General features: G+C 63.1%; 14 protein-coding genes and 1 pseudogene. 9 read left to right on the top strand and 6 right to left on the bottom strand.

The genetic code is table 11. The annotated features are described in order from the left end of the window. Positions 1 to 17 precede the first annotated feature (17 nt). The 4 genes from QN224_RS10830 to QN224_RS10815 all read left to right on the top strand — a co-directional run bounded on the left by QN224_RS10830 (position 18) and on the right by QN224_RS10815 (position 6,867). Positions 18 to 863, top strand: a complete 846-nt coding sequence (locus tag QN224_RS10830) for a formate/nitrite transporter family protein (protein WP_283976650.1) — start codon at positions 18 to 20, stop codon at positions 861 to 863. Positions 864 to 928: 65 nt separating this feature from the next. Continuing rightward, complete coding sequence (locus tag QN224_RS10825) at positions 929 to 2,662, top strand: bifunctional protein-serine/threonine kinase/phosphatase (RefSeq protein ID WP_283976649.1); 1,734 nt, start codon at positions 929 to 931, stop codon at positions 2,660 to 2,662. A gap of 349 nt (positions 2,663 to 3,011) precedes the next feature. Further along, the gene (locus QN224_RS10820; RefSeq protein WP_283976648.1) at positions 3,012 to 5,684 is read left to right on the top strand and encodes a nitrate reductase; all 2,673 of its coding nucleotides are present in this window, start codon (positions 3,012 to 3,014) and stop codon (positions 5,682 to 5,684) included. After that, a complete protein-coding gene (locus tag QN224_RS10815) occupies positions 5,656 to 6,867 on the top strand; it encodes a siroheme synthase (RefSeq protein ID WP_283976647.1) in 1,212 nt (403 codons plus the stop codon). Before QN224_RS10820 ends, QN224_RS10815 begins: the two co-directional genes overlap by 29 nt. 104 nt (positions 6,868 to 6,971) lie before the next feature. Here QN224_RS10815 and QN224_RS10810 read toward each other — a convergent pair whose 3' ends face one another. The 4 genes from QN224_RS10810 to QN224_RS10795 form a co-directional block, all read right to left on the bottom strand. Next, entirely contained in the window at positions 6,972 to 8,234 is a 1,263-nt protein-coding gene (locus tag QN224_RS10810) for a HAMP domain-containing sensor histidine kinase (RefSeq protein WP_283976646.1), read from the bottom strand. Positions 8,235 to 8,460: 226 nt separating this feature from the next. Further along, positions 8,461 to 9,159, bottom strand: coding sequence for a response regulator transcription factor (locus QN224_RS10805; protein ID WP_283976645.1), 699 nt, complete (start codon positions 9,157 to 9,159; stop codon positions 8,461 to 8,463). A gap of 119 nt (positions 9,160 to 9,278) precedes the next feature. Continuing rightward, on the bottom strand, positions 9,279 to 9,827 hold the full coding sequence (locus QN224_RS10800; protein WP_283976644.1) for a Spy/CpxP family protein refolding chaperone: 549 nt from the start codon (positions 9,825 to 9,827) through the stop codon (positions 9,279 to 9,281). Positions 9,828 to 10,140: 313 nt separating this feature from the next. Further along, positions 10,141 to 11,094 carry a GlxA family transcriptional regulator gene (locus QN224_RS10795; RefSeq protein ID WP_283976643.1) on the bottom strand — a complete coding sequence of 318 codons (954 nt, stop codon included), beginning with the start codon at positions 11,092 to 11,094 and terminating at the stop codon, positions 10,141 to 10,143. Between the two features lie 96 nt (positions 11,095 to 11,190). Between QN224_RS10795 and QN224_RS10790 the strand changes: the two genes are divergently transcribed. The 4 genes from QN224_RS10790 to QN224_RS10775 are packed head-to-tail and all read left to right on the top strand — an operon-like array spanning position 11,191 to position 16,236. Then, positions 11,191 to 12,441: a sarcosine oxidase subunit beta family protein gene (locus tag QN224_RS10790; RefSeq protein WP_283976642.1), complete on the top strand. Its 1,251-nt coding sequence runs from the start codon at positions 11,191 to 11,193 to the stop codon at positions 12,439 to 12,441. Between the two features lie 27 nt (positions 12,442 to 12,468). After that, positions 12,469 to 12,747 (top strand): sarcosine oxidase subunit delta, encoded by a 279-nt coding sequence (locus tag QN224_RS10785; protein WP_283976641.1) that lies wholly within the window; start codon positions 12,469 to 12,471, stop codon positions 12,745 to 12,747. After that, positions 12,744 to 15,707 (top strand): sarcosine oxidase subunit alpha family protein, encoded by a 2,964-nt coding sequence (locus QN224_RS10780; protein WP_283976640.1) that lies wholly within the window; start codon positions 12,744 to 12,746, stop codon positions 15,705 to 15,707. Before QN224_RS10785 ends, QN224_RS10780 begins: the two co-directional genes overlap by 4 nt. Further along, complete coding sequence (locus QN224_RS10775) at positions 15,700 to 16,236, top strand: sarcosine oxidase subunit gamma family protein (protein WP_173512163.1); 537 nt, start codon at positions 15,700 to 15,702, stop codon at positions 16,234 to 16,236. The genes QN224_RS10780 and QN224_RS10775 overlap by 8 nt, the downstream gene beginning before the upstream one ends. A gap of 101 nt (positions 16,237 to 16,337) precedes the next feature. Here the strand turns inward: QN224_RS10775 and QN224_RS10770 are convergent. Continuing rightward, positions 16,338 to 18,402, bottom strand: a pseudogene (locus QN224_RS10770) (NAD-binding protein). Between the two features lie 281 nt (positions 18,403 to 18,683). Here QN224_RS10770 and QN224_RS10765 point away from each other — a divergent pair. Then, on the top strand, positions 18,684 to 19,301 hold the full coding sequence (locus QN224_RS10765) for a TetR family transcriptional regulator C-terminal domain-containing protein (RefSeq protein WP_173512161.1): 618 nt from the start codon (positions 18,684 to 18,686) through the stop codon (positions 19,299 to 19,301). Between the two features lie 47 nt (positions 19,302 to 19,348). On the opposite strand, the gene QN224_RS10760 is transcribed toward QN224_RS10765, so the two are convergent. After that, entirely contained in the window at positions 19,349 to 21,259 is a 1,911-nt protein-coding gene (locus tag QN224_RS10760) for an adenylate/guanylate cyclase domain-containing protein (protein WP_283976639.1), read from the bottom strand. Positions 21,260 to 21,370: the final 111 nt, after the last annotated feature.

Below are 21,370 nucleotides of genomic sequence, written 5' to 3'. Positions count from 1 at the left end.
CGCGAAAAGGAAGCGCGATGTCCTACGTAGCACCCCAGGAATTCGCCACGAAGATGATCGATGCGGGCGAGTCCAAAGTCTTCATGTCCACAAAGGACACTCTGATCCGTGCCTATATGGCCGGTGCCATTCTGGCGCTCGCGGCGGCGTTCGCGGTCACCATCAACGTCAATACGGGAGAGCCGCTGATCGGAGCCCTGCTCTTTCCGGTCGGGTTCTGCATGCTTTACCTCATGGGCTTTGATCTGCTGACGGGCGTGTTTACGCTGGCGCCGCTGGCGCTGATCGCCAAACGTCCCGGCGTGACCATCGGTGGGGTGCTGCGCAACTGGGGCCTCGTCTTTGTCGGAAACTTCGCGGGCGCAATGACTACCGCCGTCTTCATGGCGATCATCTTCACCATGGGTTTTTCGCAGGAGCCCAACGCAATCGGGCAAAAGATAGGCACCATCGGCGAGTCGCGAACGCTCGGCTATGCGGCCGCCGGAGCCGCCGGCATGTTGACGCTCTTCGTGCGGGCCGTCATGTGCAACTGGATGGTCTCGACGGGCGTCATCGCGGCAATGATGTCGAACTCGGTCTCCGGCAAGGTGATTGCCATGTGGATGCCGATCCTGATCTTCTTCTATCTCGGCTTCGAGCACTCGATCGTCAACATGTACCTCTTCCCTTCGGGCATCATGCTCGGCGGTCAGTTCACGTGGATGGACTACTTTCTCTGGAACGAAATCCCGACCGTCATCGGAAACCTCGTCGGCGGCCTTACCTTCGTCGGTGGCATGATCTACGCCACCCATTACAAGACCTCGCCGAGCCGCAAGGGAACCGAACAGCCCGCCACGCGACTCGTCGCCGCCGAATGATGTGAAAACGTGACCTGCTGGTCCCGCCGGAAGACGGCGGGACCGCTTCCTGTTGGGAAGATTGGATGTTGAAGTCTCTCGAGTCGGGCAAGCTCAAGGTCTCACTCGGCCAGTATTCGGCAGCGGGCCGCAAGGCGATCAATCAGGATTTCCATGGCGCGATCGTCCCGGGCGGCGCCGGCCTCATGATGAAGGGTGTCGCCCTCGCGATTGCCGATGGCATTTCCTCGAGCCCGGTCAGTCATATTGCCGCGGAGACTGCGGTCAAGAGCTTCCTGACAGACTATTACTGTACTTCCGATGCCTGGACCGTAAAGACCGCCGCAAGCCGTGTTATCGACGCGACCAACTCCTGGCTCAACGCGCAGAACCGGGGCATCGAGGATCGCGACCACGCTCATGTGACAACGTTTTCGGCGCTCGTCTTGAAGGGTCGAAGAGCGCACCTCTTCCATGTCGGCGACAGCCGCATCTGGCGACTCTCCGACCGTAATCTCGAGCCATTGACCACCGACCACCGCCTGGCGCCGTCACAGAGCGAAAGCTATCTCGGTCGGGCGCTAGGGCTGCTGCCGTCTGTCGAAATCGATTACCGCCGGCTGGATGTCCAGCCCGGGGATGTTTTCGTGCTGACCACCGACGGAATCCACCACAGCATTTCGTCCCGCAAGATCGCCGCAATCATCGCATCGAGCACCGACCTTGCTGCGTCAGCGACAGATATTGCCGCGTCGGCATATGAGGCGGGAAGCAGCGATAACCTGACGATCCAGATCGTCCGGATCGAGGGCTTGCCTGACGACGATCTGGAGCCGGTTTTCGACAGGACGGATTCGTTGGCTCCGGCACCCTTGCCCCGAGTGCCTGGAGAGTTCGAAGGCTACCGGATTCATCGGCAAATCCATGCGAGTAACCGCAGCCATATCTTTCTCGCCACCGATCCGCATACCGGCGAGAGCGTGACATTGAAATTTACATCGGCTGACATGCGAGAGGACGAGAACTACCTTCGGCGCTTCGCAATGGAGGAATGGATCGCACGGCGCATTTCGAGCGTGCATGTGTTGAGGAGCCGGCATCCGCTGACGCCGCGCCAATCTCTCTACCTCGTTAATGAGTTCGTCGACGGCGAGACCCTTGCCCAATGGATGGCCGACCGCCCGCGAGCCGAGCTACGCGCTGTGCGCGACATCATTGGTCAGATTGCTGACGGGCTTCGCGCCCTTCATCGCAAGGAAATCATCCACCAGGACCTGCGGCCTGAGAACCTCATGATCGATCGGAACGGCACGGTGAAAATCATCGACTTCGGCTCGGCGCTGGTGGCCGGCGTCATTGAAGCGGCGCCGGATCTCGATCGCGGCGATATACTCGGTACTGTGCAGTATGCGGCGCCGGAGTATTTTGTCGGAGAGCGGGGCAGCGAGCTGTCGGACCTCTATTCGCTCGGCGTAATCGCCTACCAGATGCTGACCGGCCGTTTGCCCTACGGCGCCGCCGTCGCGCGAACAAGAAACCGGAAACAGCAGCAGAAACTGCGATTCGACAGCCTGTGCGAGATTCGGCTAGACGTGCCGGACTGGGTGGAGGCCGCGATCCGCAAGGCGATCCACCCCGACCCGGGCCAGCGATATCAGGCCTTGTCGGAGTTCGTGTACGACCTGTCGCATCCAAATTCAAAGCTGGTCGGGGCTCGTCCGCAGTCGCTGATGGAACGCAATCCTCTGCTGTTCTGGCAGTGCCTGACGATCCTCCTGAGCCTGATAATTCTCGGCATGCTTCTGAAAGACTTCGGCTGACCGTGCATTTGCTCATTTTTTATGCACTAGACGCGAATCATTAAATCTTGTGCAATCACCTGTCTTTTGCCAATATACGAATGAAGCAAGTCAGGCCGCGATAGTCGCGCTGACCACATTACAAACGGTGCATCCGCAACGGAGCGGAACCACCGCCAGCCTATAAATCCAGGCGCCAGCATCGACGCTGTGTAATTCGTCCTTGTCCTTTGTGACTTGGCTGATTGCATGGCGTTTTTGTTTTGCGCGCCTGCCTGATTTGCCGGGAAGGGTCCACGACAGGAATCACTTTCCCAGGCGATGCTACGGCCGCGACCCCGGGGTCCAAACGAGGAATTGGTAAGATCGAATGCCAGAACCGGTCCATGAGAAAAGCGTAAAGACCACCTGCCCCTATTGCGGCGTCGGCTGCGGCGTCATCGCCCGCGTGGGCGATGACGGTGCGGTCAGCGTCAAGGGCGATCCCGAGCATCCGGCCAATTTCGGCCGGCTCTGTTCCAAGGGTTCGGCGCTTGCCGAAACCATCGATCTCGACGGCCGCCTCCTTCATCCGGAGATCAGCGGCCGCCGCGCAGGCTGGGACGAAGCGCTGGATCTCGTCGCCAGCCGCTTCGCGGAAAGCATTGCCGAGCACGGCCCGGATTCGGTCGCCTTTTACGTCTCCGGGCAATTGCTGACGGAAGACTATTACCTCGCCAACAAGCTGATGAAGGGCTTTATCGGTTCGGCGAACATCGACACGAACTCACGCCTCTGCATGTCCTCCTCTGTTGCCGGTCACCGTCGCGCCTTTGGCTCCGACACGGTTCCCGGTGCTTACGAAGACCTGGAGCTTGCCGATCTCGTCGTGCTCACCGGGTCCAACCTCGCCTGGTGCCATCCGGTCCTTTATCAGCGCCTTGCCGCGGCCAAGGCGAACCGCCCGGAGATGAAGGTCGTCGTCATCGATCCGCGCCGCACGATGACCGCCGACATCGCCGACATGCATCTGGCGCTTGCGCCCGACAGCGACGTGGCGCTCTTCAATGGCCTGTTCGCCCATCTCGCTGCGAGCGGCGCCGTCGATCAGAACTATATCTCCGCGCACACAAGAGGCTTCGCCGAAGCCTTTGCGGTCGCTTCCGCGCTGGATGTCGCGGAACTCTCGGCCCTGACCGGGCTTTCGCAGACGCAGCTGCTCGATTTCTTCCGGCTGTTCGAGACAACCGAAAAGGTCGTCACCTGCTATAGCCAGGGCGTGAACCAGTCGGCCTCCGGCACCGATAAGGTGAATGCGATTATCAATTGCCATCTTGCAACAGGCCGGATCGGCCGGCCGGGCATGGGTCCGTTCTCGCTGACCGGCCAGCCCAATGCCATGGGCGGGCGCGAGGTGGGCGGACTCGCCAACATGCTCGCTGCCCATCTCGACATCGAAAAACCCCTTCACCGTGATCTCGTCCAGCGCTTCTGGGACGCACCGGCGGTCGCGAGCAAACCCGGCCTCAAGGCCGTCGACATGTTTCGCGCCGTCGCCGACGGGCGGATCAAGGCGCTCTGGATCATGGCGACAAACCCGGTCGTCTCGATGCCCGATGCGGATGCGGTCGAGGCCGCGATCAAGGCCTGTCCCTTCGTCGTCGTCTCCGATATCCTGCGGGAGACCGATACGAGCCGCCACGCCCACGTGCTTCTGCCTTCGCTTGGGTGGGGTGAGAAGGACGGCACGGTCACCAATTCCGAACGGCGCATTTCCCGCCAGCGCGCCTTCCTCGATGCGCCCGGCGAGGCACGCCCTGATTGGTGGCAACTGGCGGAGGTCGGGCGGCGCATGGGCTTCGCCAAGGCCTTCGCCCATGCCTCCGCCGCCGAGGTCTTCGCCGAACATGCCGCCCTTTCCGGCTTCGAGAACGACGGCCGCCGCGATTTCGACATCGGCGCGCACGCGGCGATCGACAAGGCGACTTACGACGATCTGAAGCCTTTCCAGTGGCCGCGGGCCCGGGGTACGCAGCCCCAAGGAAGACGTTTTTTCGCCGACGGCGGGTTCTACCATCCGGATCGGCGTGCCAGCTTCGTCGCGATCAGCGCGTCGGTCTCGAAACGGGCAAACGATGCCTATCCCTACACGCTCAACACCGGCCGCGTCCGCGACCATTGGCACACGATGACCCGGACCGGAAAGAGCGCCCGACTCTCCGCCCACATCGCCGAACCGTTTGCCGAAATCCACCCGCGCGACGCACAAAAGCTCGCCGTCGCTGATGCCGATCTGGTGATGATCGAGAGCCCGTTCGGACGAGCGATCGTCCGGGCGCTTCTCACGGAGCGGCAGGCAGAGGGAAGCCTCTTCGTGCCGATGCACTGGAACGACCAGTTCGCTTCGAGGGCCCGCATCGACGCGCTGGTGCCGCCGATTACCGACCCGTTGTCCGGGCAACCGGCGTCGAAAAACGTGGCCGTCAAGGCTGCCCGTTTCGCCGCCCGGGCCTATGGTTTCGCGGTCTCCGCCCGGAAACCCGGAGCAATGGATGCCGCCTATTGGGCACTCGCCAAGGCCGAGGGCGGCTGGCGCGTCGAGCTTGCCTTCGCCGAACCGGAATTGGACTGGATCGGCTGGTGCCGGCAAAGCTTTTCCATTCCTGCCGGAATCGAGCCGATCGGCTACACCGACCGTCAGTCCGGCGAGCTTCGCCTCGCATTCTTTGACGGCGATCGCCTGCTTGCGGCCCTGTTCCTCTCGTCGCGGCCGGTGGCGGTCGCCCGCAACTGGGCAGTCTCCCAGCTTTGCACCTCGCATGCCGACCTCAGCATGCGCTTTGCGGTCGCCGCGGGGCGCCCCGGCGCCGGCAGAGAGGACCCGGGCGCGACCGTCTGCTCCTGCTTCGGCGTCGGCGTCAACCACATCACGGGCGCAATTCGAGACGGCTGCCACAGTGTCGAGGCGATCGGCGAGAGGCTTAGCGCCGGCACCAACTGCGGCTCCTGCCGCGCAGAGATCAGGGGGATCATCGATGGATGTCTTGCCGCTGCCGCTGAATGACCGGACCGCACGACCCTCGTCGCAACGCGTCGCTCCGCTCGCCACCCTGCCGTTGTTTTGGAGCTTGAAGAAGAAGCGCGTCGTGATTGCCGGCGGCAGCGACGCCGCCGCCTGGAAGGCCGAACTCCTGGCAGCCTGTGGGGCGGAGGTTCATCTTCACGCGCCGCGCTCGCAATTGAGCGGCGTCTTTCTGGGTCTCCTGAAGCGCGGCGCCGCACACGAGGACGGCCGCCTCGTCCATCACGACCAAATCTGGCACGGCGGCGTTTTCTCCGGCGCCGCCCTGGCGATCGGCGATTGCGATGGCGATGCCGAAGCGGAGGCGTTCTTCAATGCCGCGCGTTCGGCGGGCGTTCCCGTCAATGTCATCGACAAGCCGGCCTTCTGCCAGTTCCAGTTCGGATCGATCGTCAATCGCTCGCCGGTCGTCGTCTCGATCTCGACCGACGGCGCGGCGCCAATCCTGGCGCAAGCCATCCGCCGCCGGATCGAAGCCCTGCTGCCGCCGGCGATCAAGGGCTGGGCGGCGATTGCGCAGGCGATCCGCGAACGGGTCAACGCTCGACTGAATCCCGGCGCTCCGCGCCGCGCCTTCTGGGAGCGGTTCGTCGATCGCGCGTTTCTGGAGACACCGGAGGAGGGTGTCGAGGCGCGGCTGATGGAGGAGGTGGATCGCTTGCACGCGACCTCCGTCTCCATCGGCTGCGTCACGATCGTCGGCATGGGACCGGGCGATGCCGAACTCCTGACGTTGAAGGCCGTTCGTACCTTGCAGGCGGCTGATGTCATTCTCTTCGACGAACCGATCTCGAACGAGGTGCTCGAACTCGCCCGCCGGGAAGCAAAGCGCTTTTTCGTCAATCGACAGAGCAGCCGCGCCCCGGGTGGCGACGAGGAGATTCACAATGCGATGACAGGGCTTGTCCGGGCAGGCAAGCGCGTGGTGCGCCTCAAATCCGGCGACCCCACCGCATCTGCCGGAATGCGCAAGGAAATCCGACGGCTGGACGGCGAAGGCATTCCCGTTGAGATCGTACCGGGCGTATCGGTCGAGCGTCATCGAGCTGGAGCGCACGAGCTTACCAGAATCGACGGCTTAGTCGGTATCGCGAGCCTTGCCGGTGCTGCTACATCGCCGCGCGCCCAATCGGACGCGCTAAGATCGCTACCGCAGGCCGGCTGAGTTCCGGAGGGCCTGCCATGCGGGCGCACAAGGAGAACATCTGACAATAGTGGCCGCAACCGGTGGGATCCGGAAATCGCAGCCAGAGTGAAAGGCAGCATCCTTCAGTGCATCGTTCGGGCGGCCCGATTCGCCGGAAGCGTCACGACGAAGCAGGCGCCGCCGTCCGAAGGAGATTCGTAACGGACCGCGCCGCCGTGGCGCTCGGCGATCTGGCGCACCAGCGCCAGCCCCAAGCCCCAGCCGCCCGTCGCCTCGCTGCGCCCCGAGGGTCGATAGAACGGCTCAAAAACGCGGGCGCTCTCGCTATCCGGTATGCCCGGCCCGTGATCGCGGACCCTGAGTTCCACCATGCTGCCTGCCTGCGCGACAGTGGCTGTGACCGGCGGGGCGCCGTGGCGCAGCGCGTTCTGCATGAGATTGCGAACCAGCCTTCCGAGCAGGCGCGCATCGCCTGTGACAGTCGCCGGCGTGCCGGAGACCTCGACGCCGTTGCGCGCCCCCTCTTCCGAGACCAGGGCCAGGAGGTCGACGGACTCGGGCGCATCGAGCTTCTCGACATGGTCGAGCCTGCTCGCCAGCAGGATCTCCTCGACCAGCGTGTCCAGTTCGGCGAGGTTGCGGACTATCTCCTCCTTGCGGCTCTTGTCCGGCGCCTGCTCATAGAGATCGATCGCCATGCGCAGGCGCGCAAGCGGCGAGCGCAATTCGTGGCTGGCATTGGCGAGCAGAGCGCGGTGTGACTTGATCAATCGCTCGACATGATCGGCCGCCCTGTTGAAACTTTTCGCCACCGCCGCGACCTCGTCGCTGCCGTCCTCCGGCACACGCGCCACGAAATCGCCCCTGCCCCAGGCATCCACGCCCCCGCGGAGCCGCTCCAGCCGGCGGGTCAGGTGACGCACCACGGGATAGGCGGCGAGCCCGATGACGCCGGCGATCAACGCCAGATAGGCGAGCGGATTGCGGCCGGCCGGGCGAAAAGGCCGCTCCATGCGCGCGGCTACCGCGCGACCGTCGGGCAACTCGGTCACCATGGTGTGAAAGTTGCCCCTGCCGTGGTGCCAGGGCCGGTCGACGATGTCGGGCGGCAGCGGACGGCCGGCGCTCGCGATCAGCTTGCCGCCCGGATCGTAGACCGCTATGTCGGCATCGAAGGCCCGAGAAAACCGCTCCAACGTCGCCTCGACCGACCGCCGGTCCATATCGGGCGGAATCAGCGCGGTGACAAACCGCGCGCGTTGGCTCTGCCAACTGGACTCCTCCTCGCCCTGCCCCAGCCACACGAAGGCGGCGCTGGCGACGGCGACCGCCGCAAGACTCGCCAGCAGCGTTAGGTATATTTTCAGAAACAGCCGACTGCGCATCACTCTAGGTCTCTGTTTTCATGCACGTCGTTGCACACTTTTGGGCGACATGCTTTGTCTTGATGCATGTCGTTGCCCCAAAACCGCTGCACACTTTTGGGCGACATGCTTTGTCTTGATGCATGTCGTTGCCCCAAAACCGCTGCACACTTTTGGGCGACATGCATCCCTGGTTTTACGCATGTCGTTGCCCTAAAAACCGCTGCATACTTTTGGGCGACATGCTTTACCTCTCGTCGTCCTGGAAACGGGCGAAGACATAGCCGGCGCCGCGCACGGTGATGATGCGCCTCGGATGCTTGGGATCGTTCTCGATGGCCGCCCTGATGCGTGAGATGTGGACATCGATGGAGCGGTCGAACGCATCCAGCTCCTCGCCTTTGACCGCGTCCATCAACTGCTCGCGCGACAGCGTGCGGCCGGCATTTTCGGCAAGCGCCACAAGCAGGTCGAACTGGTAACTGGTCAGCGCACATTCGCGGCCGTCGATCCGGACCGAGCGGGATCCCGGATCGATCTCCAGCCGTCCGAAGCGAAAAGTGCGCGAAACCGTCGCGCTGCCGTTGCGGCGGCGCAGGATCGCCTTCAGCCGCGCCAGCAGTTCGCGGGGATTGAACGGCTTCGGCAGATAGTCGTCGGCCCCGAGCTCCAGCCCGACGATGCGGTCTGTCTCTTCGCCCTTGGCCGTGAGCATCAGGATCGGCACGTCCGAGACGGCACGCATGCGCCGGCAGGTCTCGAAACCGTCGAGATCGGGAAGCATGACGTCGAGGATCACGGCGTCCGGCCCATGGCGACCGAGATCAGCGAGTCCCGCCGTAGCCGTCGCCGCGGTGTGGACGATGTATCCGTTTCCGGAGAGATAGTCGGCAAGCATGGCGGAGAGGCGCGTGTCGTCGTCAACGATCAAGACCCGTTCCGCCATTTCTTGCGCTCCGTTTGAGTTGCCTACAGCGCGCCCGTCCTATCAGACGCGCAAAGGTCGCTGTAGCGCTTTTGAATTGTTGCATGTTCTTAAGGAAACATGCAGTAGCCGGGCAAGTCTTACCACCGACCGTGACCCCTGCGCTCCTTCAGATGCTCGACGAGCTTGGCGCGCTGCTCCGGCGTCAGCACTTCCGCGGCGTCGAGGAGCGCGGTCGTCATCTTGCGCGAGGCCTCGTCGATGGCCGCAATGCGCTCACTGCGCAGTTTCTCGGCGGCGGTGCGGTCGATGGTCGACGCGCCGAGGAGTTCGATAACCTCCTCACGCGTCTCGCGGAAGTCCCGGAATGTCGGCCTGATCTCAGAGCGCGCCTTGTCGATGATGTCCCAAAGCTTGTCTTCCTGCTCGGGTGTCGCATCGAGTTCGTCGAGCACGGAGCCGATCCGGTGTTCCATAAAGCCGCCTCCCATATGCGCGTGCATCATCTGGCCGCCCATGCCGAAACGACCCATGCCGAAGCCGAAATCGTCGCTGCGCGCGGCTGCATAACCGATCCCGCCGACAACCGTGACGGCTGCGAGACCGCCGATCGCGGCGCGCCGACCCCAGCCCTTCGAAGCGGGTTCGCTGGCGTTCGGGCTCGACAGGTTCTTGTCATCGTTTTCCATCGTTAGTCTCCTTTGCTCCGCAGCGCCTGCTGCAATGGAGGAAAGCTAGCTGAGCGATGTTTCGAGCGTTCTGGGCGAATGTAAAGAAATGTAAAGCCGGAGTGGCCCGCGAAATCACGGGCGGTTCTCGCGCATCAGATCGAAAGCGGTCTTTATCGGCGACGTCCTTCGGCGGCTTCTGTCCACCGTCCCGGTTCAATTCGCATGCGTCAGCGCGGCCACCGCGTCTGCGCCGAACAACGCTTTGACCGCCTCGTTCGGCGTCGCGCCGGCGCGTGCCGCAAAGGAAATTTTCTTCAGCTCACAAGAAAATTCAGCGGCGACACTCTCCCGGCGTCCGATCGAAAAGTGCCTTGAACGCGCGTGAGAAATGGGCCGGGCTGGAGAAACCGGTGGCAAACGCGATCTCCGAGATCGAGAGAGGGCTCTGTTCGAGAAGGCGCCTGGCGTGGCGCAACCGCGTCTGCCGGTAGGTTTCGAGGAACCCCGATCGGAGATGCTGCGCAAAAAGCCTGTCCAGATGCCGCGGGCTGATACCGGCAAAGCGCGCCATGGCGGCGCGCTCAAGAGGCTGCTCGATCGTTGCCTCCATCTTTTCGAGTATCGCGAGAAGCGCAGGATGCGTGGTGCCGAAGCGCTCCGCCGACGACGCCCTCTGCGGATCCGCCGGTTCCGCGATGGCGGTATGAAGATACCAGTCGCTGACGCGGCGGGCGAAGTGCGAACCCATCCGTTCCGAGATCAGCGCATGCATCATGTCGAGCGGCGCAACGCCGCCGCCGCAGGTGATGCGATCGCCGTCGAGCACATAGCGCGCCTGGCGAGGGCTGAGATCCGGGAATGCCTCTCGCAACACCGGCGCATGTTCCCAGTGGATGGTGAAATCACGATTGTTGAGGAGACCGGCCGCCGCAAGAATGAAAGCGCCGCTGGAAATGCCGCCGATCCGCACGCCTTCGCGCGAGAGCCTGCGGAGTGCTGGATAGAGGGGGGCGGCTTCTTCCCAGTCTGCCCGCCCACCGCCGGCGCAAACGAAGACCGTGTGAAAATGTTTCGCGTTTGCGGCGGCGTCTTCGCAATCGACGGCGACTCCGGAGGAACTGACGACCGATCTGCCGGCGAAGGACAAGGGCTTCACCTGATAGAGATCGCGGCCGGCGATCAGATTTGCCGCGCGCAACGGCTCGATCGCGGAGGCATAGGACATCAGCGCAAAATTCCGGATCAGGACAAAGCCCATTTTCTGGATATTTTTCGCCTCGGTCATCGCAGTGGCCCATTTGTGCAGGAAATCGTCTCGTTTCTGCAGTTCATTCCATTCCGACCGCGTTATCAAGAGGGCAGATGCTCAGGGATTCCCGCGATGCGCTACTCAGCTCTCTCCATTCTGTTAAACGGCCTTACCGGTAACCGCGGTTGGCGCGCCGCATGGCGGGACCCTCAGCCCAAGGCGCATTACGACGTGGTGATCGTCGGCGGCGGCGGTCACGGGCTGGCGACAGCCTATTATCTCGCCAGGGAATTCGGAATTGCCAATGTCGCGGTGCTCGAGAAGAACTATGTCGGCTCGGGCAATGTCGGCCGCAACACGACGATCATCCGCTCCAACTATCTGCTACCTGGAAACAACCCGTTTTACGAGCTCTCCATGAAGCTCTGGGAGGGGTTGGAGCGGGACTTCAATTTCAATGCGATGGTCTCGCAGCGCGGCGTGCTCAATCTCTATCATTCCGATGCGCAGCGCGATGCCTATACCCGCCGCGGTAACGCAATGCGGCTGCATGCCGTCGACGCCGAACTCCTCGACCAGGCCGCCGTGCGCGAGATGCTGCCTTTCCTGGATTTCGACAATGCCCGCTTTCCAATCCAGGGCGGCCTTCTGCAACGGCGCGGCGGCACGGTGCGCCACGACGCCGTCGCCTGGGGCTACGCGCGCGGAGCCGACAGCCGCGGCGTCGACATCATTCAGAACTGCGAGGTCACCGCGATCAGGCGCGAAAGCGGCCGCGTCACCGGCGTCGAAACGACGAGGGGCTTCATCGGCTGCGGCAAGCTGGCGCTTGCGGCGGCCGGCAATTCCTCGCAGGTGGCGGCGATGGCGGATCTGCGCCTGCCGATCGAAAGCCATGTGCTTCAGGCCTTCGTCTCGGAAGGCCTGAAGCCCTTCATCGATTGCGTCGTCACCTTCGGCGCCGGCCATTTTTACGTGTCGCAATCGGACAAGGGCGGGCTCGTCTTCGGCGGCGACCTCGACGGCTATAATTCCTACGCCCAGCGCGGCAATCTCGCGACGGTCGAGCATGTCGCGGAAGCCGGCAAGGCTATGATCCCGGCGTTGTCGCGCGTGCGTGTCCTACGCTCCTGGGGCGGCATCATGGACATGAGCATGGACGGCTCGCCGATAATCGACCGCACCCATCTCGACAATCTCTATCTGAATGCCGGCTGGTGCTATGGCGGCTTCAAGGCGACGCCCGCCTCCGGCTATTGCTTCGCCCATCTGATCGCCCGCGATCAGGCGCAGAAGACCGCAAGAGCATTTCGCCTCGACCGGTTCGAGAGGGGCTTCCTTATCGACGAAAAGGGTATGGGGGCGCAGCCCAACCTTCACTGAGCAACCCGCAAAAGAGGATAGACAAGCGTGGCAAGTCTCATTTCGTGCCCTCATTGCGGCGCACGGCCCAAGGAAGAGTTCGCGATCAAGGGTGCGGTTCTATCCCGCCCAGCGCCCGACGCCGGCCATCAGGCGTGGACGGAGTATGTCTATCTGCGCGACAATCCGAGGGGCATCCATCGGGAATACTGGCATCATACCTCCGGTTGCCGCCGCTGGCTGGTGGTGACCCGGGACACGGCAAGCCATGAGGTCGAACTCTGTCTGGATGCCGCCGCCGCAAAACTGGCGGGGGTCCGGCCATGACCTCCTATCGCCTCGCCAAGGGTGGTCTTGTCGATCGCGGCGCGCCGCTCGCCTTCAGCTTCGATGGCAAGCCTATGCAGGGTTTTGAAGGCGACACGCTTGCCTCCGCCCTGCTTGCCAATGGACAGATGCTCGTCGGCCGGAGCTTTAAATATCATCGCCCACGCGGCATTCTGACAGCGGGCGCGTCCGAGCCGAATGCGCTCGTCACCATCGGCCGCCGCGGACGCACCGAGCCAAACACGCGTGCCACCGTCCAGGAACTTTATGAGGGACTTGAAGCCAGGAGCCAGAACCGTTGGCCGTCGCTCGATTTCGACGTCGGCGCCCTGAATGGACTCCTGTCGCCATTCCTTGGCGCCGGTTTCTACTACAAGACATTCATGTGGCCGGCGCCGCTTTGGGAGAAACTCTACGAACCCTTCATCCGAAGGGCCGCCGGCCTCGGCACGGCAACTTATGAAGCGGACCCCGACAGTTACGAGAAGAGTTGGGCGCATTGCGACCTGCTCGTCGTCGGCGCCGGTCCGGCCGGGCTCGCCGCGGCGCTGACTGCCGGGCGCGCCGGCGCCAGGGTCATTCTCATCGATGAAGGCTCGATGCCGGGCGGATCGCTCCTTTTCGACACCTCCATGATCGATGGCAAGACGGCAAGCGACTTTGCAGGCGGGGCGAGCGCCGAACTGCAGTCGATGCCCAACGTCCGGCTGATGACGCGAACGACCGTCTTCGGCTGGTACGACGGCAACGTCTTCGGTGCGGTGGAACGCGTGCAGAAGCATGTGCGCGACCCGGCGAGCCATCTGCCGGTCGAGCGGCTGTGGCGCATCGTCGCGAAACAGGCTCTGCTTGCGACCGGCGCCGAAGAGCGCCCGCTGGTCTTCGGCGGCAACGACCGCCCCGGCGTGATGATGGCGAGCGCAATGCGCGCCTATCTCAACCGATATGGGGTCGCACCAGGCAAGGCGACCGCCATCTTCACCTCCAACGACAGCGGCTATCTTCTCGCGCGCGATCTCGAAGCGGCCGGCGTCGACGTCACTGCCATCGTCGATAGCCGACCGACGGCGGCCCCCAGCTATCGCGGAAAGGCGCGGGTTATCGCAAACGCGGTCGTGTCCCGAACAAAGGGCAGCAAATCGGTGTCGGCCATCGAGGTCCTGCGCGACGGCCGGTCGGAAACGATAGCGGTGGATGCCCTCGCCATGGCGGGGGGCTTCAGCCCGATCATCCATCTCGCCTGTCATCGCGGCAGCAAGCCGTGCTGGTCGGAAGAAAAGGCCGCCTTTCTCGCGCCTAAAGACCTGAAGGGCCTCAGGATCGCCGGCGCCGCGGCTGCGACGGCCGGCATTGCCGCGTGCATGCAGGAGGGTTCCGCGCAAGCCACGGCAATCCTCTGCGAGCTCGGTTTCTCCTGCCGGCCGGCGACATTGCCGAACGTCGAGGCGGAAGAGGAAAACCGCCCGGCAAAACCTCTCTGGTCGATCCCCGGCATCAAGGGCAAGGCCTTCGTCGACTTTCAGAACGACGTGCATCTCAAGGATATCGGCCTTGCGGTCCGCGAGGGCTACGGCCATGTGGAACTCGCCAAGCGCTATACGACCAGCGGCATGGCGACCGATCAGGGCAAGCTCTCGAACGTAAACGCGATGGGGCTTCTCGCCGAAGCACGCGGCGTTTCTCCTGCCGAGGTCGGAACGACGACATTCCGCCCCTTCTATACCCCGGTGTCGTTCGGTGCGCTGACCGGCGCACATTCCGGGTACCATTTCCAGCCGGTCCGCAAGTCGCCGCTGCATGACTGGGCCGCCAAGAACGGCGCGATCTTCGTCGAGACCGGCCTCTGGTATCGGTCGGCCTGGTTTCCGCGCGGCGGCGAAAAGACCTGGCGCGAAAGTGTCGATCGCGAGGTCGTCAACGTCCGGCAGAACGTCGGGCTCTGCGACGTCTCGACGCTCGGCAAGATCGAGATCTTCGGGGCGGACGCCGCGGAATTCCTGAACCGGATCTATTGCAACGCTTTCTTGAAGCTGCCGGTCGGCAAGGCGCGCTACGGGCTCATGCTTCGCGAGGACGGCTTCATCTACGACGACGGCACGACGAGCCGGCTCGGCGAAGAGCATTTCTTCATGACGTCGACGACCGCCTATGCGGCGGGTGTCATGAACCATCTCGAATTTTGCGCCCAGGCACTTTGGCCCGAGCTCGATGTCCGTCTCGCCTCGGCCACCGATCAATGGGCGCAGATGGCGATCGCCGGACCGAAGGCTCGGCTGGTCCTGGAGAAGATCGTCGACGACGACATCTCCAGTGCGGCTTTCCCGTTCCTTGCTGCGAAGGAAGTCTCGCTTTGCGGCGGCAAATTGCACGCACGCCTCTTCCGCATCTCCTTCTCGGGCGAGCTTGCCTATGAACTGGCCGTACCCGCCGGCTATGCGGAAAGCGTCGCCGATATCTTGATGGATGCGGGCGCCGAATACGGTCTCCAGCCGTACGGGACGGAAGCGCTCGGTGTCTTGCGCATCGAGAAGGGCCATGTCACCCATTCGGAAATAAACGGCACCGTCATCCCGGATGATCTCGGCTTCGGCAAGCTGGTCTCCGCGACAAAGGCTGATTTCATCGGCAAGGCTATGCTGGAGCGGGAAGGCTTGAAGGCCTCCGACCGGCTCCGTCTCGTCGGTGTGCGCCCTCTTGACCCAACCGCATCGTTCAAGACGGGCTCGCACATCCTGGAGAAAAACGCAGCGGCGACGCTCGAGAACGATCAAGGCCATGTCACCTCGAGCGCCTTCTCGCCGCATGTCGGCTGCACGATCGGCCTCGCGCTCGTCAAACGCGGACCGGAGCGCCTCGGCGAGGAAGTCGTGGTCTGGAATGGGCTGAAAAGCGAATACACGCCCGCCATCCTCTGCGATCCGACCTTCGTCGATCCCACGAACGAGAGGCTCCATGTCTGATTTCCGAATTGCACTTCGCCCGGCGCTCGGTTCGGCGACCGGACCGGCTTCACGCGGCGTCTCATTAACCGCCATGCCGGAAGGCCACGTCGTTCAGGTTCTCGGCCGGCGGCCCCATGCTCCCGACCTCTCCGGCGTGCTGGAAAAAGCCGCCGGGCCCGCGCACCGTGCCGTGCATGCCGCCGGCCCCGGGCAATGGTTCATCGTCGGCGACGCGCCGCTCTCTCGGGACGAGTTCGCTGCGCTCTCGGCAGCGCTTCAGCCGCATGCGACGGCCGTCGACCAGAGCCACGGGCGCATTCGCATCCGCGTCGAAGGCACTATGGTGGAGCGAATGCTCGCCAAGGGCACGGCGGTTGATCTCGATCCCGGCGCATTCCCCGTCGGCACTTCCGCCATGACCCTGCTCGGGCATGTCTCCGTGCATCTCACGCGCATCGAGATTGCCGTTTTCGAGATCATGGTCCTGCGCGGCTTTGCCGAAAGTCTGTGGGAAGACCTCGTGCGTATGAGCGCGGAATTCGCCTGAACTGCGTCTTTTCAAAACGACGCGATCACTCCCCGGCTTTCGCCGACTGCGCTTTGCCTTGCGGATTCCTTTAGCCTGAGCGGTAAGGAGCCGAGTTAACGTCAGCGATAGGCATCGTAATCGTCGACGATCGCCCGCGCCAATTTCCTGGCGTAGAAATGCCCAGCATAGTTGGCAGCGGCGATGATCCCGGGGGCGAGACAGTCCCCGATCCTTTCGACGGTTTCGATGCCGTGGTCAGCCCAGCCGTCCGATACCGCGGCGAGTTCATGCCAGAGCCGATCGGAAGGAAGTCTTGCCGTGACGGGGACGACTGCCGCGCAGGCAATCTCCCGCTTCCTGCCGGAATAGATGCATTCGATCGTCAAGACGCTTTGCGTCAGTCCGCTCAACTGATGCAGCGGGATGATGTCGATGCCGAGGTCGATCAGCCGGGTTTGGACCCGCCGCTGCTCCAGCGTATGCTCCGTCCAGGGCGCAACGATCGACGCAGGGGTGACGAAGGTGACCTTCCGCCCTGATAGCGCGATCATTTCTGCCAGGACGCTCACCATGTAGTAGCGGTCGTCATCGAAGACGACGACCGGACCATCATTGACCAAAGCCGATGCCCCTTCGCTGAGGAGCGCATCGACGCCGACGACCGCGTCGCCGTTGAGAAACGGTAACGGCGAACGATGGGTGCGCCCGACCCCGTCGGTCCGCCACCGGGCGCCGGTCGCGATCGCGACGTGCTGGATCCCGTAAGACAGCACGTCGTCCGCCGTGAGTGGGCTATCGAGATAGAGCTCCACATTGGGGGCCTGGCGAAGCTGGTTCATTCGCCAGTCCCGAACGCGGGCCCAGGTTGCAAGACCCGGCAGCCTGGCTTCCTTGGTGACGCGTCCCCCCATTCGCGGGATGCCTCCGCAACCGTCACGTCGGCCCCCCGCTGGGCGAGCGCCCGCGCGGCTTCGAGACCGGCCGGGCCTCCGCCGATGACGAGCACCGATTGGGGCCGGGCCAGCGGCGGAATGATTTCCGGATGCCATCCCTTGCGCCACTCTTCCCCAACCGTGGGGTTCTGGGTGCAACGAAGCGGAACGACGGTGTTGTCGCTTGCGGTGCAGATGTTGCAACCGATGCATTCGCGAATGTCGTCGATCCGGCCTTCTTCGATCTTCTTCGGCAGGAAGGGATCGGAGATCGAGGGGCGCGCGGCACCGATGAGATCAAGTACGCCCGTCTTGATTGCCCGGACCATGGCATCGGGCGACGTGTAGCGGCCGACGCCGACGACGGGCTTCGTCGTGAGCTTCTTGACGAAGGAGACATACTCTTCCTGAAAGCCCTCCTGGGAGAAACGGGCGGTCTGGCTGTCGTTGGACCAGTTCGAGAGGTTGACGTCCCATAGATCGGGTTCGTCGGCGAGGGCTGCGACGACGTCATGCCCTTCGCCATCATGCTGCAATCCGTCGGCGCCGAGCAGTTCCTCGACGGCGAAACGGACAGCGACGGCGCAGCGGTCGCCGACCGCGTCGCGGGTGTCGGCAAGCACCTCCCGGAACAGTCTCAGACGATTTTCGAAGCTGCCGCCATACTCGTCAGTGCGCGAATTGTGCCGTTTCAGCAGGAAATGCTGGAGCAGCGTCATGTCGTGCCGGCATAGACATATATGATGTCGAAGCCGGCACGTTTGGCCCTGAGCGCCGCATCGCGATGCCATTGACGGAAGGCCGCGATGTCGCTCTTGTCCATCGCGCGGGCCTGCACCGGGTCCTCGACATCCACCACCATATCCGAAGGGCCGTAGGGCGCGATGCGGGTCAGCCGATTGGCGGTATGGATGCCGTTATGGACGAGCTGGATCGCTGCGAGGCTGCCGCGCTCGTGAACCGCCTCCGTCAGTTCTTTCAGTCTATCAGCATCGCGGTCGTCCCAGATCCGTCCCTGGTTGGACGGGGAAATGTCGGAAGAGGGATGTATTTCCGTTTCCTGCGTCGAGACCACTCCCCAGCCGCCCTCGGCCTTCATCCGCCGCATGTACAGATCGGCCTCTGGATAGCGATGCCCCATGCCGCTGCAGTGCGGTACCTGGTAGAAACGGTTGCGCGTCGTGACAGGGCCGATTTTCACGGGTTCGAAGAGAATGTCGTAACGTCTGTTGGCAGTCTCGTTCGCTGTCATTCGCCTCATCCCGATAGAGCCGGCGAGCACAGCCTGCCGGCGGACTTCTTCAGGCACGACGGAACCTTTCGCGTCGCGATCGTAGCGACGCGGGCAATGCCCGATCCAGCCATGAAGAAGAATGCTGTTCCCGTGTTCCCTTTTCAGGCGCGCCTTCCCCGGCTGCCCTTGATTGACAGCGACACTATACACTTGCATAGCGCTATGCAAGTGTATAGTCGAAGGAATGTATTCTCTCTGCCAATCGGGTATATAAGGCCGAGCAGGGGGAGCGTACGGATATGCAGAGTTCCGACAACGGGTTGCCAGACAGCGGACGGCAGCGTGACCTTATCGAGGCGACGCTCGAGTGCATTGCCGAGCTTGGCATCCAGGCGACGTCCGTTCGTGCCGTCGCCGCGCGCGCTGGGGTGTCGAACGGTTTGATCCGGCATCATTTCGACGCCAAGGCGAACCTGATTGTGGCCGCCTACCGCAGGACGATCGAGCTCATAACTGCTGCATCGATGCGGGAGCTGACCTCAACCGAAGGCACACCGCATGAGCGCCTTCGCCGCTTCATCGTCGCGACCCTGGATGCTCCCGCCTCGGACTACAGGATGCTTTCTCTCTGGGCCACGTTCGTGAGCCAAAGCAGGGTCGATCCGCTGATCGCGGCCGTGCGTGACCAGAGCTATCTAGACCTGCGACGCGCCACCGAACCTCTGATAGCAGCCGTCTTCGAAGCAGAAGGCCGGCCGCTTTCCGCCGCGGAAGTAGAAAACACGACCGTCATCGTCCACGCCGTCCTCGATGGCTTGTGGATTGAGGCGTGCTTGAATGAAGCTCCGAGCGGTGTCGAGAAGCTGATTCAGTTGGGAATCGACTCGATTGCAAAGCTCTTGGATGTCCGGCTGTAAGTCCGTCACTGAATGCGTGAACGCCAACAACACACGGCGTTCCGCCCCTACAGCAATGGTCCAAGGCCCGGGTAAACGAAGCCACTCGTTACGTCCGGAGCCCTCGCCTCTGCCAGTTGCGAGAGAAACTGGTCCATGAGCGGAGAGGCGCCGAAGCGACGATTGGCGCGCTCATCCGCAAGTGAAAACTCAGGTTTCACGTCCGTCAGCCGCGCCATCGTGCGCTGCGCTTCTTGCACGTCTCCGCGCTGGCTCTGGACCGCCGTGTGTATCAGCAGGCAGTCTGCCTCGCGCGGCGCACGGATCAGGCATTCCCGCAAGACCTGGTCGGCTTCGTCCAGACGACCGGCAGCATAGAGCGCCTGGCCGTAGACATAGGTATAGTACTCTGGTGCCATGGGATGCAGCCGGCGCGCCCGCTCGGCGTTGCGCACCGCCTCGTCATAGCTGCCAAATCGCACCTGCGCCTTCGCCAGCGCCATCAGGCTGTCCGGATCGTTCGGATTGAGCTCGACCGAGCGTTGTGCAGCCTGCATGGCACCGGCGTAGTCGCCGGTAACGGAGAGGCCGAAACTGAGGACCTGATAGCCGACAGCGAGATTTGGATCTAGCCGAACGGCCTGGCGCGTCTCGCTGAGACCCGTTTCCACATCGGTCATGGTCGCTCTGCCGCTGATTTTCTGCGCGAAGTCGACGATATATGTCATTCCGAGATTGGCGCGCGCAGCGGCGTAGCCGGGATCAAGCTCGAGGGCCCGATGAAGCAGCGCACGGGCGGCAATCAGCGCCCCGGCATCCTTCGAGCCGTGTTTGTAACGGTCACGCGCCTGCAGGACGAGGTCGTAGGCCTGAAGGTTTTCGGTCGGGCGTTCAGCCGCATTCGAGACCTCCGATTCACGAACATAGGACACAAGATGCGACACGATCTCGGCCGTCAGGTCGGTCTGGACCGAGAAGATGTCCTCGACGCGGCGGTCATAACTGCGAGACCAAAGATGCGCGCCGCTGCGCGCGTCGATCAACTGTGCCACCACACGAAGCTGGTCGCCGGAGCGTCGAGCACTGCCTTCCACCACATAGCCCGCGCCCAGTCTTTCCCCAATCCTGCGGATGTCCTCCGCCTGACCGCGCAGGGCGAACGTCGAATTGCGTGCGATCACCTGAAGTTCGGGATTGCGCGCAAGATTGGCGATGATGTCCTCGGTCAGCCCGTCGGCGAAATAGTCCTGGTCGGCTTCGCCACTCATATTGTCAAAGGGCAGCACCGCGACAGACGGCCGGGCATCTGCAGGCTCGCCGCCTGACAGGCGCAGAAGACTGTCGCTGATATCCGCGCCGATTGCTCTCAATGCGGGCATTTGGGGCAAGGCGACGACAAGGACAAGCGCTGCCACCCCCGCCGCGTAAGGCAAAGAGGCTCGCCCCCGGCCAATCCGCCGTATCCAATTCCGGCCGCTGCCTTGGCCGGGTTCGATCCGAACGGCATACACGGCAAGCGGCTCGCGTATGTTCTTGGCCTGCCTTCTGCCGACACTGTAGAAAAGCTTGCTGCGGCTCCGGTCGGCGCTACGGACCACCGCCTCGCTGACAAAAATGCTGGCTGGCTCGGCCATGGCCTCCAGCCGGGAAGCGACGTTCACGCCATCACCGAACATGTCGCCATTGTCTTCTATGACGTCGCCGAGGTTGATGCCGAGACGCATGTCAAACGGCCGCTCGAGGAATCCGTTCTGGATTTCGATCGCCGCATCGAGGGCCTCGTTGACGCTCGGGAATGTCGCGAGAAAGCCGTCCCCGGTCGTCTTGAAGGTTCGACCACCGTGTTTCTCAACGGTAGGGATGATCAGTCCGCTAAAGGCCGCGCGCAATGCGGCGTAGGTCGAGGACTCGTCCTCAGACATCAGGCGCGTGTAGCCGACGATGTCGCCTGCTACGATTGCTGCGAGTTTGCGTTCCATCACGAGCCTCGGCAGTCCTCACAAGCATCTATAGTGAGCAGCGCTTGCCCGTCCACTCAAAACTCTGTGTGGAAGCGCCCCTGATCCAATTAAGCGCCTCTGCCACGCGAC

Origin of the sequence: Sinorhizobium sp. 7-81, assembly GCF_030124405.1 — a bacterium.
Taxonomy (GTDB): Bacteria; Pseudomonadota; Alphaproteobacteria; order Rhizobiales; family Rhizobiaceae; genus Sinorhizobium; species Sinorhizobium psoraleae.
The sequence above is the reverse complement of the archived record's forward strand: the minus strand, read 5'-3'. Positions and strand labels throughout refer to the sequence as shown.

Excerpts from the sequence above, each read along its gene's own strand:
- QN224_RS10790 (WP_283976642.1), top strand. The coding sequence starts at position 11,191 with ATGCGCTACTCAGCTCTCTCCATTCTGTTAAACGGCCTTACCGGTAAC.
- QN224_RS10815 (WP_283976647.1), top strand. The coding sequence starts at position 5,656 with ATGGATGTCTTGCCGCTGCCGCTGAATGACCGGACCGCACGACCCTCG.
- QN224_RS10760 (WP_283976639.1), bottom strand. The coding sequence starts at position 21,259 with ATGGAACGCAAACTCGCAGCAATCGTAGCAGGCGACATCGTCGGCTAC.
- QN224_RS10795 (WP_283976643.1), bottom strand. The coding sequence starts at position 11,094 with ATGACCGAGGCGAAAAATATCCAGAAAATGGGCTTTGTCCTGATCCGG.
- QN224_RS10820 (WP_283976648.1), top strand. The coding sequence starts at position 3,012 with ATGCCAGAACCGGTCCATGAGAAAAGCGTAAAGACCACCTGCCCCTAT.
- QN224_RS10805 (WP_283976645.1), bottom strand. The coding sequence starts at position 9,159 with ATGGCGGAACGGGTCTTGATCGTTGACGACGACACGCGCCTCTCCGCC.
- QN224_RS10765 (WP_173512161.1), top strand. The coding sequence starts at position 18,684 with ATGCAGAGTTCCGACAACGGGTTGCCAGACAGCGGACGGCAGCGTGAC.
- QN224_RS10800 (WP_283976644.1), bottom strand. The coding sequence starts at position 9,827 with ATGGAAAACGATGACAAGAACCTGTCGAGCCCGAACGCCAGCGAACCC.
- QN224_RS10775 (WP_173512163.1), top strand. The coding sequence starts at position 15,700 with ATGTCTGATTTCCGAATTGCACTTCGCCCGGCGCTCGGTTCGGCGACC.
- QN224_RS10825 (WP_283976649.1), top strand. The coding sequence starts at position 929 with ATGTTGAAGTCTCTCGAGTCGGGCAAGCTCAAGGTCTCACTCGGCCAG.
- QN224_RS10830 (WP_283976650.1), top strand. The coding sequence starts at position 18 with ATGTCCTACGTAGCACCCCAGGAATTCGCCACGAAGATGATCGATGCG.
- QN224_RS10780 (WP_283976640.1), top strand. The coding sequence starts at position 12,744 with ATGACCTCCTATCGCCTCGCCAAGGGTGGTCTTGTCGATCGCGGCGCG.
- QN224_RS10810 (WP_283976646.1), bottom strand. The coding sequence starts at position 8,234 with ATGCGCAGTCGGCTGTTTCTGAAAATATACCTAACGCTGCTGGCGAGT.